The organism is Streptomyces sp. NPDC058045 (assembly GCF_042885635.1).
GTDB lineage: Bacteria > Actinomycetota > Actinomycetes > Streptomycetales > Streptomycetaceae > Streptomyces.
Genome location: NZ_JBHVRR010000002.1, coordinates 136,462 through 153,128, shown reverse-complemented (window position 1 = coordinate 153,128; position 16,667 = coordinate 136,462). Strand labels below are relative to the sequence as shown.

At 72.6% G+C, this 16,667-nt stretch carries 16 protein-coding genes; 14 read left to right on the top strand and 2 right to left on the bottom strand.

The window, feature by feature from the left end:
• The first annotated feature begins 21 nt into the window (after positions 1-21).
• The 14 genes from ACFVST_RS02350 to era all read left to right on the top strand — a co-directional run bounded on the left by ACFVST_RS02350 (position 22) and on the right by era (position 15,030).
• Positions 22-378 (top strand): MmcQ/YjbR family DNA-binding protein, encoded by a 357-nt coding sequence (locus tag ACFVST_RS02350; RefSeq protein WP_390146024.1) that lies wholly within the window; start codon positions 22-24, stop codon positions 376-378.
• Positions 379-853: 475 nt separating this feature from the next.
• A complete protein-coding gene (locus tag ACFVST_RS02345; RefSeq protein WP_390146022.1) occupies positions 854-1,996 on the top strand; it encodes a polyprenyl synthetase family protein in 1,143 nt (380 codons plus the stop codon).
• A gap of 11 nt (positions 1,997-2,007) precedes the next feature.
• On the top strand, positions 2,008-2,718 hold the full coding sequence (locus ACFVST_RS02340; RefSeq protein WP_390146020.1) for a methyltransferase domain-containing protein: 711 nt from the start codon (positions 2,008-2,010) through the stop codon (positions 2,716-2,718).
• Positions 2,715-3,617 (top strand): 1,4-dihydroxy-2-naphthoate polyprenyltransferase, encoded by a 903-nt coding sequence (locus ACFVST_RS02335; protein ID WP_390146018.1) that lies wholly within the window; start codon positions 2,715-2,717, stop codon positions 3,615-3,617. Before ACFVST_RS02340 ends, ACFVST_RS02335 begins: the two co-directional genes overlap by 4 nt.
• Positions 3,614-5,185 carry a flavin-containing monooxygenase gene (locus ACFVST_RS02330; protein ID WP_390146016.1) on the top strand — a complete coding sequence of 524 codons (1,572 nt, stop codon included), beginning with the start codon at positions 3,614-3,616 and terminating at the stop codon, positions 5,183-5,185. The genes ACFVST_RS02335 and ACFVST_RS02330 overlap by 4 nt, the downstream gene beginning before the upstream one ends.
• Complete coding sequence (locus ACFVST_RS02325) at positions 5,172-5,603, top strand: DUF2834 domain-containing protein (RefSeq protein ID WP_390146014.1); 432 nt, start codon at positions 5,172-5,174, stop codon at positions 5,601-5,603. Before ACFVST_RS02330 ends, ACFVST_RS02325 begins: the two co-directional genes overlap by 14 nt.
• Positions 5,600-7,474: a prenyltransferase/squalene oxidase repeat-containing protein gene (locus ACFVST_RS02320; protein ID WP_390146012.1), complete on the top strand. Its 1,875-nt coding sequence runs from the start codon at positions 5,600-5,602 to the stop codon at positions 7,472-7,474. The genes ACFVST_RS02325 and ACFVST_RS02320 overlap by 4 nt, the downstream gene beginning before the upstream one ends.
• A complete protein-coding gene (locus ACFVST_RS02315) occupies positions 7,471-8,946 on the top strand; it encodes an FAD-dependent oxidoreductase (RefSeq protein WP_390146010.1) in 1,476 nt (491 codons plus the stop codon). The genes ACFVST_RS02320 and ACFVST_RS02315 overlap by 4 nt, the downstream gene beginning before the upstream one ends.
• Complete coding sequence (locus tag ACFVST_RS02310; protein WP_390146009.1) at positions 8,943-9,728, top strand: 2,3-dihydro-2,3-dihydroxybenzoate dehydrogenase; 786 nt, start codon at positions 8,943-8,945, stop codon at positions 9,726-9,728. The genes ACFVST_RS02315 and ACFVST_RS02310 overlap by 4 nt, the downstream gene beginning before the upstream one ends.
• A 38-nt stretch (positions 9,729-9,766) precedes the next feature.
• A complete protein-coding gene (locus tag ACFVST_RS02305; protein WP_390146007.1) occupies positions 9,767-10,480 on the top strand; it encodes an isochorismatase family protein in 714 nt (237 codons plus the stop codon).
• Positions 10,474-12,378, top strand: coding sequence for an anthranilate synthase family protein (locus ACFVST_RS02300; protein WP_390146006.1), 1,905 nt, complete (start codon positions 10,474-10,476; stop codon positions 12,376-12,378). The genes ACFVST_RS02305 and ACFVST_RS02300 overlap by 7 nt, the downstream gene beginning before the upstream one ends.
• Positions 12,375-13,580 (top strand): FAD-dependent monooxygenase, encoded by a 1,206-nt coding sequence (locus ACFVST_RS02295; RefSeq protein ID WP_390146004.1) that lies wholly within the window; start codon positions 12,375-12,377, stop codon positions 13,578-13,580. The genes ACFVST_RS02300 and ACFVST_RS02295 overlap by 4 nt, the downstream gene beginning before the upstream one ends.
• Positions 13,581-13,613: 33 nt before the next feature.
• Positions 13,614-13,970 carry a cytidine deaminase gene (locus ACFVST_RS02290; protein WP_390146002.1) on the top strand — a complete coding sequence of 119 codons (357 nt, stop codon included), beginning with the start codon at positions 13,614-13,616 and terminating at the stop codon, positions 13,968-13,970.
• Positions 13,971-14,070: 100 nt separating this feature from the next.
• Positions 14,071-15,030 carry a GTPase Era gene (gene era, locus ACFVST_RS02285; RefSeq protein WP_390146000.1) on the top strand — a complete coding sequence of 320 codons (960 nt, stop codon included), beginning with the start codon at positions 14,071-14,073 and terminating at the stop codon, positions 15,028-15,030.
• Positions 15,031-15,048: 18 nt separating this feature from the next.
• Here era and ACFVST_RS02280 read toward each other — a convergent pair whose 3' ends face one another.
• Positions 15,049-15,327: a protealysin inhibitor emfourin gene (locus ACFVST_RS02280; protein WP_390145998.1), complete on the bottom strand. Its 279-nt coding sequence runs from the start codon at positions 15,325-15,327 to the stop codon at positions 15,049-15,051.
• A gap of 77 nt (positions 15,328-15,404) precedes the next feature.
• Positions 15,405-16,496, bottom strand: coding sequence for a M4 family metallopeptidase (locus ACFVST_RS02275; RefSeq protein ID WP_390145996.1), 1,092 nt, complete (start codon positions 16,494-16,496; stop codon positions 15,405-15,407).
• Positions 16,497-16,667 lie beyond the last annotated feature (171 nt).

The window sequence follows — 16,667 nt, the reverse complement described above, 5'->3', positions numbered from 1 at the left end:
CCGCCGCGGAGGGGGTGCCCGATGACACCGGACGCGCTGCGCGCCTTCTGCCTGTCCTTCAACGCGGCGGTGGAGGACTTCCCGTTCAACCCGGAGACCTCCGTCTTCAAGGTCTGCGGCCGCCTCTTCGCGCTGACCGCGCTGGACGCGGTGCCGCTCACCGTCAACCTCAAGTGCGACCCGGAGGACGCGGTACGGCTGCGCGCCGAGCACCCGGCCATCGCGCCCGGCTGGCACATGAACAAGCGGCACTGGAACACGGTCACCCTCGACGGCAGCCTCCCCGACCGCCTGATCCGCGAACTCGTCGAGGACTCCTACGACTTGGTCGTGGCAGGGCTGCCCCGCCGCGAACGCCTCCGGCTGGACCGGGCGTAGGGGCCGAGCGGTGGCCGTCACCTAGAACGGTGCGGGCGCGGGCATCCCGGCCTTAGCTGACCAGCGGTCATATCCCTTGTGAGCAGAGACAGTTGGAGTGGTGTGCCCTGGGGCGTTCGGATGGGGATCGTCCGGATGGTGAGCGTTGAGGTGCGGTTAGTCACGGGTTTGATGTGATCTATGTCACCGTAAACCCGGTGGTGGTGATTACGGAGAGTGATATCTTTGGGTCCATCCTGGAACACTCCGGGAGGGCCTGTCCCGGTTCACCCCGGGAGCCGCCATGCGCTCGGTGACGGCGGAGGCGGGCGTTCCTCATTTGCGCTCGAATTTCCCTTCGTCATCACACTGGCGTGACCCGGATCGCTCTCCTAGCCTGTTTCTCGATCTTGGTGAGGCATGGGGGGAAGGAAACTCGACAATGACGGCGCAAATGCCGCGCACCGCGCATTCTTCTTCGCATTCAACCAAGTCCTTGTATTCCCCCTCGCCCGGCGAGGGGGCGGCCAGGATTCAGGAGCGGCTGCAGAAGGATCTGGTACGGGTCAGGGACGCACTGCACTCCCTGCTGCTCCCACCGCATTTCCGCATCCGGGAACCAGTGCTGTACTCCGTGGAGAACGCGGGGCGCCTCCTGCGGCCGACCCTGGTGCTGCTCGCCTCATACCTGATCGACTCCGCCGAGGACGGCCCCACGGACCAGGGCGTCATCGAGGGCGCCGCGGTCGTGGAGACCCTGCACATCGCCACTTTGCACCACGACGATGTGATAGACGAGGCGCAGATCAGGCGCGGCGAGCCGAGCATCAACGCCAAGTACGGCGACGCCATCGCGCTGCTCACCGGTGACTACCTGCTGGCCCGCTGCATGGAGGGCGCCGCCGCCCTGGGCCGGACCCAGCTCCTGGTGATGGCCGAGACGCTGACCAATATGTGTGTCGGGCAGATGCTGGAGTCCAGCCAGCTGCACGACGCGACCCGCTCCGAGGAGGATTACTTCGCCTCGATCTCCGGCAAGACCGCCCGCCTGCTGCGCACCGCGGCCGCGATGGGCGCCCTCCAGTCGGAGGCGGACAAGGGCGAGCTGGAGGCCCTGGAGAGTTTCGGCCACAACCTGGGCATGGCATTCCAGATCTGGGACGACATTCTCGATATCTGCAGTCGGGAAACCGGCAAGGAACCGGCGAAGGACATTCTTAACGGCGTCTACACTTTGCCGGTCATCTACGCCGCCCAGGATTTCGGGGACCGGCTGGAGTCGATTCTGTGGAAGCAGCCGCTCTCCGACGAACAATGCCATGAAGTGGTCGCCCTGGTGCATGAGTCGGGGGCGATCGCCCGGGCCGCGAAGGTTGCGCAGCGTTACACCGACGACGCGCTGCGGGCGGTCGAGACCCACCCGGCCACCGCCCCGCACGCACCCGTCGTCCGGCGCTGCCTCAGCGACCTGGTCGAGAGCTTCGCCGCCCAGCACCCCGCGCTGCGGGCGCTGCGTGAAGCCGCCTCCGCCTCCCCCGAGGGGACACCGCCGTCCACCGACGGCGCCCCCGAAGGGACGCACCCCGGCGCCCGGAAGGGCGACAAGACGACGGCCGGGCCCGGCCGCGTCCTGCCCTGAGGAGTGGTGCAGTGCAACACCTCCGCAGTGATCTGATCACTGACTACGACCGTCTCGCCGACACCTGGTGGGACCCGCGCGGCCCGCTCGCGCCGCTGGGCTGGATCGCCCGCGCCCGCGCCGAGTACGTCCCCGCCGCGGAACGCGAGGGCGCCCGGCTGCTCGATCTCGCCTGCGGCGGCGGTCTGGCCGGCCCGCACCTGGCCGGCAAGGGCTACCGGCTGACCGGGGTCGACCTCTCGCAGCTGTCCCTGGCCGAGGCCGGCCGGCACGGCTACCCGGACCTGGCCCGCGCCGACCTCACCCAACTGCCGTTCACCGACGGCTCCTTCGACGTGGTCACCGCCGGGCAGTGCCTGGAGCACGTCCCCGACCCGTACGCCGCCGTCGCCGAGGCCTGCCGGGTGCTGCGTCCCGGGGGCACGCTGATCGTCGACACCATCGCGGACACCCGGCTGGCCCGGCTGGTGGCGATCACCCTCGCGGAGAACCTGCCGCTGCCCGGGCGGCCCGAGCCCGGCACCCACGACCACCGGCTGTTCGTCAACCGGGCCCGGCTGGTGCGGACCGCGCGCGCCAACGGCGTGGAGCTGCGGCTGCTCGGCCTCCGGCCGCACTTCCGCGAGGGCCTCGCGTATCTGGCCGGCCGGCGCGACCGCGTCCGGATGGTCCAGGTGAAGCCGACCGGTGTGCTGTTCCTCGGCGTGGGGAGAAAGCGGTGAGCGAGACCACCCGCTCCGGCGCCCCGTTCCTGCCACCCCTGGTACGGGCCTGGCTGGTCGGGGCCCGGCTGAAGACGCTGCCGGTCACCCTGGCCCCGATCGCGGTGGGTACCGCGGTCGCCGCCGCCGAAGGGCACGTCCGGTGGGAGCGCAGCGTACTGACGCTGGTCTTCGCCCTCGGCTTCGTCCTCGGTACCAACTTCCTCAACGACTACAGCGACGGCATCCGCGGCGCCGACGACCACCGGGTCGGACCGGTCCGGCTGGTCGGCTCCGGGGAGGCCTCGCCCCGGCGGGTGCTGCGCTTCGGCCTGGAGCTGTACGCGCTCGCCGTGCTGGCCGGCCTGGTGATGGCCGTGACGATCAGTTGGTGGCTGCTGGCGCTGGCCGGGCTCTGCGCGCTCGGCGGCTGGTTCTACACCGGCGGCTCCACCCCGTACGGCTACCGGTCGCTGGGGGACATCAGCATCTTCCTCTTCCACGGCGTCATAGCCGTCTGCGCCACCACCTTCATCCAGCTCCAGCGGGTGCCGATGCTGGCCCTGATCGCGTCCCTCTCGATCGGGCTGCTCGCCTGCGCGCTGCTGACCACCAACAACCTGCGCGACATACCCACCGACACCGAGGCCGGCAAGATCACCCTCGCGGTCCGGCTGGGGGAGCGCCGCACCCGGATCTACTACGCCCTGGTGGTCGCCGGCGCCTTCGGCTTCGCGCTGGCGCTGGCGCCGCAGCGGCCCGCGGTGCTGCTGGTGGCCGCCGCCGCGCCGGTCGCGGTGCTGCCGCTGCGCCTGGTGCTGGGCGGTGCCCGTGGCGCGGGGCTGATCCCGGCGCTGGAGCACACCTGCTGGCTGCTGCTCGCCTTCGGCGCGCTGCTCTCCACCGGACTGGCGCTGTGACCGGCACCGCCGCCGGGGCCGAGGTCGCGCAGCCGCAGCACGAGGTGCTGGTGGTGGGCGCCGGTTTCTCCGGCATCGGCACCGCGGTCGGGCTGCTGCGCTCCGGCGTCGAGGACTTCCTGATGCTGGAGGAGCAGGACGGCGCCGGCGGCTCCTGGCACACCAACCGCTACCCCGGCATCGCCGTGGACATCAGCGCGTTCTCCTACTCCTTCTCGTTCGCCCCGCACGCCTCCTGGTCCCGCGCCTTCCCGCCCGGCCCGGAGCTGAAGGCCTATGCCGAGGCGTGTATCGACCGGTACCGGCTGCGCTCCAAAATGCGGTTCAACTCCCGTGTCGTACAGGCGAGTTACCACGAGCAGACGCATCTGTGGGAGGTCGAGCTGGCGGGCGGTGACACCCTCACCGCCCGCTATCTGGTGTGCGCCACCGGCTGGCTCACCAAGCCCAAGACGCCCAAGCTGCCGGGCCTGGACGACTACACCGGCCGGGTCGTGCACACCGCCCGCTGGGACGCCGGACTCGACCTGACCGGGAAGCGGGTCGCCGTCATCGGCACCGGCGCCTCCTCCGTCCAACTGGTCCCCGAGGTCGCCCCGCGGGTCAAGCGTCTCGATGTCTACCAGCGCACCGCCACCTGGGTGTTCCCCAAGCCTGACGTCCCGATCCCGGCCGCCGTGCGCCGGACGTTCGCCGCCGTGCCCTGGACCCAGCGGGCGGTGCGGCTGGCCACCGACACCGCGACCGAGGTCGGCTTCGTCATCGCCATGATCCAGTACCGGCGGTTCCCCTTCCTGGTACGGGCCGGCGAGGCGATCGCCCGGCTCTATCTGCGCCAACAGGTGTGCGGCGACCGCGAGTTGATGGCCGCGCTCGCCCCTCGCTACCGGCTCGGCTGCAAGCGGCCGTCGTTCGCCAAGGGCTACTGGCGGACCTTCACCCGGGACAACGTCCGCCTGCACACCGACTCCCTCGAACGGATCACCGCCACCGGCATCACCACCGCCGACGGCACCGAGCACCCCTGCGACGTCCTGGTCCTGGCCACCGGCTACCACGTGCTGGACAATCTCCCGCCGTTCCCGGTGCACGGCCAAGGCGGCCGCGACCTGCGGGAGTTCTGGCGCGAGGAGCGCTTCCAGACCTACGAGGGCACCTCCGTCAAGGGCTACCCCAACCTCTGGTTCATCGTCGGCCCGTACTCGTTCACCGGCGGCTCCTGGTTCGGCATGATCGACTACCAGGTCACCCATCTCACCCGGGTCATCAGCGAGGCCCGCCGCCGAGGCGCCACCCAGGCCGTCGTCCGCGCCGAGAAGCACGACGCCTCCTTCCGCCGAGCGCTGCGCCGCCAGCCCAACACCGTGTTCGCCCACCCCAGTTGCCAGGGCACCAACAGCTACTACTTCGACAGTCTCGGCGACGCCCCGGCCGTCCGCCCCTCGTCCACCTACGAGGCCGCCTGGCGGGCCCGCCACTTCGACCTCGACGACTACCACTACGACCGTGTCGCCGCCGCCCCCGCACCGGCGCCGCGCTCCGGGGGAGCCCGCCATGCCACCGAGTGAACCCTGGGCCGACGACCGGTTCCTGTGCCGGATGTACGCGGTCTTCGCCGTCATCGGCACGCTGGTGATGGGCACCATGGCCGTCCTCTTCGTGATCCGCAACGCCGGCTCGGGACCGATCGGTGTGGTGGAGGACTTCCTGCGCGACGCCACCGTCAACCTGGCGACCTGCTTCGTCTACGCCGACCTCGTGCTGATCTGGGCCGCCCTGGCCGCCTACATGATCATCGAGGCCCGCCGCTGGGGCATCCGCCACGTCTGGGCCTACATCGTCGGCGCCCCGGCGCTCGCCCTGATCGCCAGCTTCTCGATCTTCATGTACGTACGGCAGCGCCGGATAGCCGCTGCCCGCACCACGTCCACCCCCCAGCCGGTGCCGGCGCCCGCCGCGCCCGCCGGCAAGGAGCCGCAGAGATGACCACCGACGCCACCGGACCCGTCCGCACCCCGGAGCAGACCCTCGCGCTCGCCGCCGAAGCACTGCGCAGCCGCCAGCACGAGGACGGCTACTGGAGGGGGGACTGCCGCTCCAGCCTGATCGGCGAGACCGGCGAGGTCGTGCTCCGCCACTATCTGGGCTGCCCGCCCGACGAGCGCACCGCGGCCGCCGCCCGCACCATCCTCTCCGAGCAGACCCCCACCGGCGGTTGGGCCGCCCACCACGGCGGCGACGACCAGCCCCTGGTCAGCGTCTTCTGCTATGTCGCCCTGCGCCTGGCCGGCCACCACCCCGACGAGCCCGAGATGCGCGCCGCCGCCGGCGCCATCCGCGAGATGGGCGGTATCGAGGCCCTCAACAACCCGCTGATGCTGGCCTGGCTCGCCATGATCGGCCTCTGGCCCTGGCGGGACATCCCGCTCATCCCGCCGGAGATCCTGCTGCTGCCCGACGACGCCCCCGGCAGCATCTACCACATCGGGGCAGGCGGCCGCGGTGTCCTGGTCGCCAACAGCCTGCTGATGCAGAGCCGCCGGGTCGTCCCCGCCGGATTCGACATCGCCGAGCTCCGCGCCCACCCCGCCGAGCGCCCCAAGCGCCCGCTGCCGATGCGCGCGGCCACCGCCACCAGCCATGTGGTCGCCCGCCACCCCTTCCGCCCGCTGCGCCGCCGCGCCGTCCGCAAGGCCGTCCAGTACCTGCTGCGCACCCAGGAGCGGGACGGCGGCTGGGGCGGCAACTGGCCGCAGACCGCCAACGCCCTGATCGGCCTGGACGCCATCGGCCTGCCCGCCGACCACCCGATTCGCGCCCGCGCCATGGCCGCCCTCGACGAGTATGTGACCCACCACGACGGATACCGCCACATCGACATGTGGATACCCGTGGTGATGGACACCGCGCTCGCCCTCAACGCCACCGCCGCCGCCCCCGGCGCCGACCCCAAGTCCGCCGAGGGCGCGGTGCGTTGGCTGCTGGAGAACGAGGTCACCGAGCCGGGCGACTGGTCGGTGCTCAGCCCCGGGCAGGCCCCCGGCGGCTGGCCGTTCGTCTTCGCCAACAACACCAACCCGGACGCCGACGACACCGGCTTCGCCCTGGTCGCGATGCGCCGCGTCCACCCGCGGGGCACCGACGCCGCCGTCGACGGCGCCTGCCGCCGCGCCGTCGACTGGCTGGTCTCCCAGCAGTGCGACGACGGCGGCTGGGCCGCCTTCGAGCCGCTGCGCTGGCGGCTGCCCGGCCGTGAGCGGCTGGCCGACATCGGCCTGCTCGAAGCGCCCTCCGCCGATGTCACCGGCCATGTCCTGGAAGGCCTCGCCGCGGACGGCCGCGCCGATGAACCGCCCGCCCGCCGCGCCATCGCCTGGCTCCGGGAGAACCAGCACGAGGACGGCTCCTGGCCCGGCTGGTGGGCCTGCTTCCATCTGCACGGCACCGTCTCCGCCGTCGTCGGCCTCACCGCCTGCGGAGTCCCCGGTGACGACCCGGTGGTCGCCCGCGGCTGCGAGTGGATCATCGCCCACCAGCAGCCGGACGGCGGCTGGGGCGAGGACGTCCGCGCCCTCCAGGACCCGTCCTGGATCGGCCGCGGCCCCAGCATCCCCTCCCAGACCAGTTGGGCGCTGCTCGCCCTGATCTCCGCCGGCCACGCCGACAGCGAGGCCGTCCGCGGCGGCCTGGAGTGGCTCGCCCGCAACCAGCGCGAGGACGGCGACTGGGACGAGCCGCAGAACACCTGGATCGTCTACCGCGACGGTCTCACCTACCGGGACAGCATGTTGCGCCTCATCTACGCGGTGACGGCCCTGTCCGCCTACCACCACGCCACCCAGGGACGGCAGTCGTGACCCACCAGGACGATTCGCTCAAGGCGTCCGGCGGCGCTGTGAACAGCGACGAGGTGACCGTGATCGGCGGCGGCCTGGCCGGTATGGCCGCCGCCTGGGAACTCAACCGCCTCGGCCTGTCCGTGCGGCTGCTCGAAGCCTCCGAGGACCTCGGCGGCAAGGCCGGCTCCCGGCGTATCGACGGCCGCACCGAGGACCACGGCGTCCATGTCTTCCCGGTCTTCTACCACAACACCCACCGGCTGCTCGCGGAGTTGGGCCTCAGCGGCAGCCTGCGCCCCACCAGCAAGTTCCACCAGATCCGCCCCGGCCAGCTCGGCGCCAAGGGCCGCAAGGCCAAGGGCGCCCCCGCCGCACCCGTGGCCGAGGGCGTGCTCTTCCTGTACGGCGTGCTCGACCTGGTCGCCCAGGACTACCGCACCCGCGACGAGTCCCTGTACGACTTCCTGCACAGCCGCACCTACCTCACCGACCGGGCCAAGTCCGACTTCGAGCACTTCTTCCTCGCCTCGACCGCCTCCGAGGTGCGCGTCGCCTCCGCCGCAGAGTTCCGCGGCAGCATCGCCGCCTTCATGCGCCGCCCCGGCCGTATCCGGATGCCCCGCGGCGACCTCCAGCACTGGCTGATCGACCCGTGGCGCCGCCGTCTGGAAGCCAAGGGCACCAAGGTCCACACCGGCTACGAGCTGACCGGCGTCACCACCTCCGGCGACCGCCTGGACACCCTCACCCTGCGCACCGGCGACACCACCACCACCGAACCGGTCAACGGGCATGTCGTCCTCGCCCTCCCGCACGACCAGGTCACCGCCTTCGGCCCCGGCCTCACCGGCGAGCTGCGCCCCGCGCACGGCATCCGCGAGCTCAACTCCCGCCCGCTCGGCGCCCTCCACCTCTATCTGCGCCGCCGGCTGCCGCACCTGCCCCCGGACCACGTCCGCCTGGTCGACTCGCCGCACGCGATCACCCTGCTCGACGTCGGCCAGAGCTGGGCCGGCCACCGCACCAGCGTCCTCAACTGCGTGTCGGGTCGCATCGACCGCCTCGCCCACCTGCCCGAGTCCGAGGTCGTCGCCATCCTGGTCGAGGAGATGCGCGACTACCTGCCCGGCCTCGACCCGGCGGACATCGAGCACGTCTGCTTCCAACCCCACACCAAGGCGCCGTACTTCACGCCCTGCCCGGGCGCCGACAGCTACCGCCCGTCCAACACCACCGCGCTCACCAATCTCCACCTGGCCGGCGACTACACCGCCGCGCCGCCCGGGATGACCGGGATGGAGGGCGCGGTCAGTTCCGGGATGCGGGCGGCAGAATCCGTCCGGCGGGTGCTGTGCCCGCAGGAGACGCCGGTCCGCGTCGACCCCATCCCCGGCATCAAGCCGAGCACCGCCCGGATGATCCGCAGGGCGCTCTCCCCGCTCGCCGCCATCGCCCGTGCCAGGACCGCCCCGCTCAGGAGGCAGCCGTGAATCCGGCCACCGAAGGCCCTGTCGCCCTGGTCAGCGGGGCGGCCGGGGGCATCGGCGCCGCCGTCGCCCGGGTCCTCGCCGAGCACGGCAGCACCGTGGTCGCCGTCGACCGGGACGAGCAGCAGCTCGCCACCGTCGTCGGCAAGCTCACCGCGGACGGGCTGCCGGTGCATGCCCGCCCCGTCGACGTCACCTCCCGCGAGGCCGTCGAGGCACTGGTCGAGGACATCGAGGAGCACACCGGCCCGATCGCCCAACTGGTCAACGGGGCAGGCGTGTTGGGCCTCGGTGCGGCCCGGGGCCTGAGCGACGAGACCTGGCACACCACCCTCGCCGTCAACGCCACCGGCGTCTTCCTGCTCTCCACCGCCGTCGTCAACCGGATGGTGCCGCGCGGCCGCGGCGCGCTGGTCACCGTCGCCTCCAACGCCGCGGGCACCGCCCGTACCGAGATGGCCGCCTACGCCGCCTCCAAGGCCGCCGCCACCGCCTTCACCCGGTGCCTCGGCCTGGAGGTCGCCCGGCACGGCATCCGCTGCAACGTCGTCGCCCCCGGCTCCACCGACACCCCGATGCTGCACGGGATGCACCCGCCCGGCGCCGCCGCCTCCGCCGCCGTCGCCGGGAACCCGGACGCCTACCGCACCGGCATCCCGCTCGGCAAGGTCGCCACCCCGCTCGACATCGCGCACGCCGTCCGCTTCCTGCTCTCCGACGAGGCCGGTCACATCACCCTGGAGACCCTCACCGTCGACGGCGGCGCCACCCTCGGCGCCGTCTGAACCACCCCGACCACCGCCCGGAAAGGACCGCGCCGCCGATGTCCGGCCTCCCACCCGTCGAGCCCTACCCGCTGCCCCAGCCGGGCGACCTCCCCGCGCCGGTCGTCGGCTGGCGCGCCGACCCGCGGCGCGCCGTCCTGCTCATCCACGACATGCAGGAGTACTTCCTGAGCCCCTTCCCGGCCGGCGCCTCGCCCCGGGACGGGCTCGTCCGCAACATCGCCCGGCTGCGGGACACCTGCGCCGCCCTCGGCGTCCCCGTCGCGTACACCGCCCAGCCCGGCGGGATGACGCCCGAGGACCGGGGCCTGCTGGTCGACTTCTGGGGCCCGGGCATGGCCCTCACCCCGGAGCACCGCAGCATCATCGCCCCGCTCCAACCCGCCCCGGGCGACTGGCAGTTCACCAAGTGGCGGTACAGCGCCTTCTTCCGCAGCGACCTGCTCGACCGGATGCGCGCGGCCGGGCGCGACCAGTTGATGCTCTGCGGGATCTACGCCCAGATCGGCGTCCTCACCACCGCCGTCGACGCCTACACCAATGACATCGAGACCTTCATGGTCGGCGACGCCGTCGCGGACCTGACCGCCGAGGAGCACCGCGACGCCCTGCGGTACGCGGCGCGGCGCTGCGCCGCCGTGGTCAGTACGGAGGCCGTCTGCGCCGCGCTCGGCGGCGAGGACCGGGCAGCGGTGACGGCCAGCGGTGAGGACGGCGGCGGTGACGGTGGGGCGGGGGAGGGGCCGTGCTGAGACCCGAGCCGGGCCCCGATCTGCTGGAGCGGGTACTCAACGGCACCGCCGGGGCGTTCGCCCTGCTGCACCGCCCGCACACCGACCCCGACGCCGTCGAGGTACTCCTCGCCGACCCGGAGCCCCGCACCACCCTGGCCGAACTGCCCCTGGACGAGGGCCCGTCGAAGGCGCCGGGCGGCGCCGAGCTGCTGGTGCTGGTCCCGTACCGGCAGCTCACCGAGCGCGGGTACACCGTCCACGACGACGGCCACCCGCTGATGGCGATGACCGTCACCGCCCAGCAGAGCCTGCCGCTCACGGACGTCCTCACCCGGCTGCCCGACGAACCGGTCAAGCTCGACCAGGCCGGCTTCGACCTCTCCGACCAGGAGTACGCGGACATCGTGCGCCGGGTCGTCGCCGACGAGATCGGCACCGGCCAGGGCGCCAACTTCGTGATCCGGCGCACCTACAACGCCTGGCTGCCCGGCTTCTCCACCGCCGCCGTCCTCTCCTTCTACCGCCGGCTGCTGGAACGCGAACGCGGCACCCACTGGACGTTCCTGGTCCACACCGGCGACCGCGTCCTGGTCGGCGCCAGCCCCGAACGGCACCTCGGCCTGCACGAGTCCACCGCCGTCATGAACCCGATCAGCGGCACCTACTGCTACCCGCCCGGCGGCGCCACCCTGGAGGGCGTCCTCGGCTTCCTGGACGACCGCAAGGAATCCGACGAGCTGTCCATGGTCGTCGACGAAGAGCTCAAGATGATGGCCCGGATCTGCCCCGAGGGACCGCGGCTCATCGGCCCGAGGCTCAAGGAGATGACCCGGCTCGCCCACACCGAGTACCTGATCGAGGGCCGCACCGAGCACGACGTACGGCACATCCTCCGCGAGACCATGTTCGCGCCCACCGTCACCGGCTCGCCCCTGGAGAACGCCTCCGCCGTCATCGCCCGCCACGAACCCACCGGACGCGGCTACTACAGCGGGGTCGCCGCCCTCATCGGCCGCGACCAGGACGGCGGGCGCACCCTGGACTCCACCATCCTCATCCGCACCGCCGAACTCACCACCGACGGCCGCCTCGGCATCGGCGTCGGCGCCACCCTCGTCCGGCACAGCCGCCCCGAGGACGAGGCCCGCGAGACCAGGGTCAAGGCCGACGCCCTGCTCGCCGCGCTCACCGACACCGCCCCCGAGCGCTTCGCCACCCACCCCGACGTCCAGGCCGTGCTCAACGCCCACCAGGCCCGCACCGCCGACTTCTGGGTCGCCGAACCGGCCCGCCGCGGCCGCCCGCACCCCGGACTGGCCGGCCGCCGCGCCCTCCTGGTCGACGCCGAGGACACCTTCACCGCGATGCTCGCCCAGCAGGTCCGCGCCCTCGGCCTGCACGCCACCGTCCGCCGCCACGACCAGCTCCCCGACCCGGACGGCTACGACCTGGTCATCCTCGGCCCCGGCCCCGGCGACCCGCGCGACCCGGACCACCCCGCCGTCGCCCATCTCACGGCCCTGCTGCGCACCGGGCTCGACGCCCGCCGCCCCCTCTTCGCGGTCTGCCTCAGCCACCAGATCCTCGCCGCCCACCTCGGCCTGCCTCTGGTCCGCCGCACCCGCCCGCACCAGGGCGTGCGGCGCGCCATCGACCTGTTCGGCCGGCCCGAGCACGTCGGCTTCTACAACACCTACGCCGCCCGCGCCGACCACGACACCCTGCACCACCCGCAGGCCGGACCGGTCGCGATCAGCCGGGACGCCGCGGACGGTGAGATCCACGCCCTGCGCGGGCCGCACTTCGCATCCGTCCAGTTCCACGCCGAGTCCGCGCTCACCCAGGACGGGCCGCGCATCCTCGGCGAACTGCTCAGCGGGACCCTGCTCCCGGACCACCCCGGAGGTACCGCGTGATCCACTCCCTCGTCGCCGGCGGCGGCATCGGCGGCCTCGCCACCGCCCTGTCCCTCGCCTCGGCCGGCCACCGCGTCACCGTCCTCGAACGGCAGGACGAGTTCAGGGAGATCGGCGCCGGAATCCAGATCGCCCCCAACGGCTTCGCCGCCCTCGACCGGCTCGGCGTCGGCAAGGCGGTGCGCGAACGGGCCGTCCTGGTCGAGGAGTTGCGGCTGATGGACGCGATCACCGGGGAGCGGCTCACCGCCGTCCCGGTCGGCGACCGCTACCGCCGCCGCTTCGGCAACCCGTACGCCGTCGTCCACCGCGCCGACCTGCACACCCCGCTGCTGGAGGCCTGCCGCCTGGACGACCGCATCCGGCTGCTGGCCGGCGCCGAAGTCGCCGGGCAAGCTCAAGACGCCGAGGCCGCCGATGGCCGGGTGTCCGTCACCACGGCGGACGGGCGCCGCTTCGAGGGGGACCTGCTGGTCGGCGCGGACGGCATCCGCTCCGCCGTGCGCGCCCGGCTGCTCGGCGACGGGCCGCCCCAGCCGAACGGCCACACCATCTACCGCGCCCTGCTGCCCATCGAGGAGGTCCCCGACCATCTGCGGACCGGCGCGGTCACCTTGTGGGCCGGGCCCGACTACCACGTCGTCCACTACATCGTGGCCGGTGGCGCCAGCCTCAACCTCGCCGCCGTCCTCGACGACGGCGCCATGGAGGCCGTCTCCGGCCGGCCCGCCGACCGCGACACCGTCCTCGCCCGCTTCCCCCGGCTCGCCGCCACCCCCCGCGCCCTGCTCGAACTCGGCCGGGACTGGCGCCGGTGGGTCCTCTGCGACCGGGACCCGGTCGACCGCTGGACCGAGGGCCGCATCACCCTCCTCGGCGACGCCGCCCACCCGATGCTCCAGTACGCCGCCCAGGGTGCCTGCCAGGCCCTGGAGGACACCGTCGTGCTGGGCGCCCTCCTCGCCGGGGCCACCCCCGCCGACCTCCCGGAGCGGCTCACCCGCTACGAAGCCGCCCGCCGTGAGCGCACCGCCCGTATCCAGACCGTCTCCCGCCGGGTGGGCGCCGAGCTGTACCACCCCGTCGGCGACGCCGCCCGCGCCCGCGACGACCTCCTCGGCCCGCTCACCGAGGACGGCCTGCACGATCAACTGGCCTGGCTGCACACCGCCCAGCCCGTCCCCGGCGAGGAGAACGGCTGAACTCCCCGGGCCGGGCCTACGTATGCTTCCGGTATGAGTGAGAGCAGTGGGATCGAAGTGACGGAACCCGAGGACCGTAAGGCCGTCTCGCTGGCCCGGGTGGTCCGGTCCCGCAACAGCGCCCCGGAGGGCGCCACGGTGCGCGACGAGACGGGCCGCTCCCACACCGCGTCCACCGTCGAACTGGACTCGTTCCGGCTCAGCGCCCTGCGCGCGGCGGTCGCGATGGCACTGGCCTGGGGCGCCCACTCCCTGGAGGCCGCCGCCGTGGTGTCCGAGGGCCCGCTCGCCGACGAAGACGTGGCCGTGGTACGGGAGTTGGGCGGCGCGGGCACCCCTGTCCTGCTGGCCACCCCGGACGGCACCGTCAAGGAGATCCGCGAGGCCTGACCCCGGGCAGGGTCATCGGACAGTGACGGCCGCCCCACAGCGGGCAACCCTCGGCGGTCCGGGAGCGGGTGGTGCCGAGGGGGTCCGGGGATCGGGGACAATGGGCGCCATGAGCGTCCGTACCGAGTCCACCGAGCCGACCGCGACACCGCACCGGGCCGGCTTCGCCTGCTTCGTGGGCCGCCCCAACGCGGGCAAGTCCACCCTGACGAATGCTCTGGTCGGCCAGAAGGTGGCGATCACCTCCAACCGGCCCCAGACCACCCGGCACACCGTGCGCGGCATCGTGCACCGCCCCGACGCGCAGCTGGTCCTGGTGGACACCCCGGGTCTGCACAAGCCGCGCACCCTGCTCGGCGAGCGGCTCAACGACGTGGTGCGCACCACCTGGGCCGAGGTCGACGTGATCGGTTTCTGTCTGCCCGCCGACCAGAAGATCGGCCCCGGCGACCGGTTCATCGCCAAGGAACTGGCCGGCATCCGCAGGACTCCCAAGATCGCCGTGGTCACCAAGACTGATCTGGTGGACCCCAAGGCGCTGGCCGAGCAGTTGATCGCGGTGGACCGGCTCGGCAAGGAGCTGGGCTTCGAGTGGGCGGAGATCGTGCCGGTGTCCGCGGTCGGCGAGCGCCAGGTGGGGCTGCTGGCCGATCTGCTGGTGCCGCTGCTCCCGGAGAGCCCCGCGCTCTACCCGGAGGGCGACCTCACGGACGAGCCGGAGCAGGTCATGGTCGCCGAACTCATCCGCGAGGCGGCCCTGGAGGGCGTACGGGACGAGCTGCCGCACTCGATCGCGGTGGTGGTGGAGGAGATGCTGCCGCGGGAGGACCGGCCGGCGGACAAGCCGCTGCTGGACATCCACGCCAATCTCTTCATCGAGCGGCCCAGCCAGAAGGGCATCGTGATCGGGCCGAAGGGCAAGCGGCTCAAGGACGTCGGGGTGAAGTCCCGCAAGCAGATCGAGGCCCTGCTCGGTACGCCCGTCTTCCTCGATCTGCATGTGAAGGTCGCCAAGGACTGGCAGCGGGACCCGAAGCAGTTGCGCCGCCTCGGCTTCTGATCCGGGCCGGGCCGCCGGTCAGGCGCCGCTGCGCCGCCCTTCCTCCAGCACCCGGGAGATGAGGTGGCGCTGGGCGTCGGTGAGGCGGGGGTCGGCGCAGTAGACCGTCCGGCCGTCGACGGTGATCTGGTAGTTGAAGCCGTCCGGCACACCGATCGGCGGGGTCTCCCGGGCGGCGGAGACGGCCTGGTCGACAAGGGTGTGCCAGTCCGCGGCGTCGCCGTGGTCCGAGGTGTCCACCTCGGCGTCCCGCGTGATGCCCGCGATGCCACCCGTTCGTTTCACCTGGATACGCATGAGTCCTGTCTAGTCGCAGCCCGTCCGGGCGGCCACCCCGCGGGGACGGCCGCCCGGGACGCGGGGCGGGCGGGGGCTCAGGCCGGGTCGACGCCGACCTGGGTCCAGGCCTTGCGTACGGCCTCCTCGGCGTCGCGGCCGTCGTCCCCGTACCGGGCCCGGGCGGCGGTGGCGGTGAGTGCGGCGAAGGCGGCGAAGTCGGCGTCCTGGGCCAGCTCGCCGCCGGTGAGGACGTCGTACCAGATCTGCCCGGCGCGTTCCCAGGCGTGGCCGCCCAGCTCCTTGGCGAGGAGGTAGAAGGCGTGGTTGGGGATGCCGGAGTTGATGTGGACGCCGCCGTTGTCGTCGGTGGTGTCGACGTAGTCCGCCATGGTGGCGGGCTGCGGGTCCTTGCCGAGGGCGGGGTCGTCGTAGGCGGTGCCGGGGGCCTTCATGGAGCGCAGGGCCTTGCCGCTGACGCGCGGCGCCAGCAGCCCGGCGCCGATCAGCCAGTCCGCCTCGGCCGCGGTCTGCCCGAGCGTGTACTGCTTGATCAGTGAGCCGAAGACGTCGGAGACCGACTCGTTGAGGGCGCCGGACTGGCCCTGGTAGGCGAGGCCCGCGGTGTGCTGGGTGACGCCGTGGGTGAGTTCATGGCCGATGACGTCGACGGGGAGGGTGAAGTCGAGGAAGATCTCCCCGTCCCCGTCGCCGAAGACCATCTGATCGCCGTTCCAGAAGGCGTTGTTGTACTTCTCGTCGTAGTGGACGCTGGCGACGAGGGGGAGGCCCGCGCCGTCGATGGAGTCGCGCCGGTAGGCCTTCAGATAGAGGTCGAAGGTTGCGCCGAGACCGGCGTAGGCGCGGTTGACGGTGGCGTCCTCGACCGGGTCGGCGCCCTCGGTGCGGACGGTGCGGCCCGGGAGTTCGGTGCCGTGGCCTGCGTCGTGGATGGTGCGCCGCGCGGTGGCGTCGGCGGGGGCGTCCGCGGTGGGCGCGGCGGCGGAGCGGCGCGGCGAGGCGCCGGCGGTGAGCCTCAACTCGCGTTCCCGGGCGTCCCGTTCGAGGGTGCGCCGGGCCCGGGTGTGGAGGGCGGCGTCCTCGCTGCGGGAGAGGGCGTCGAGGATGTGCGGCGGGACGATGGTGCAGAAGACGGGTGCGGGCCGCTGGGGCGGCTGGTTCGCGGTCATCCCTCAACTGTGGCACTACGTAGCCGGATTGTCACTGAAAGCAACCGAAAGCAGCCGTGAGCGACCACGATCCGGTGGCTTTGGCGAAAAGTGCTGTTCTGTCACGGTCGATGCCTGTACGGGCACCGATCCCGCATACTGATACGAACCCTCGTGGGCGGGACGGCTGGG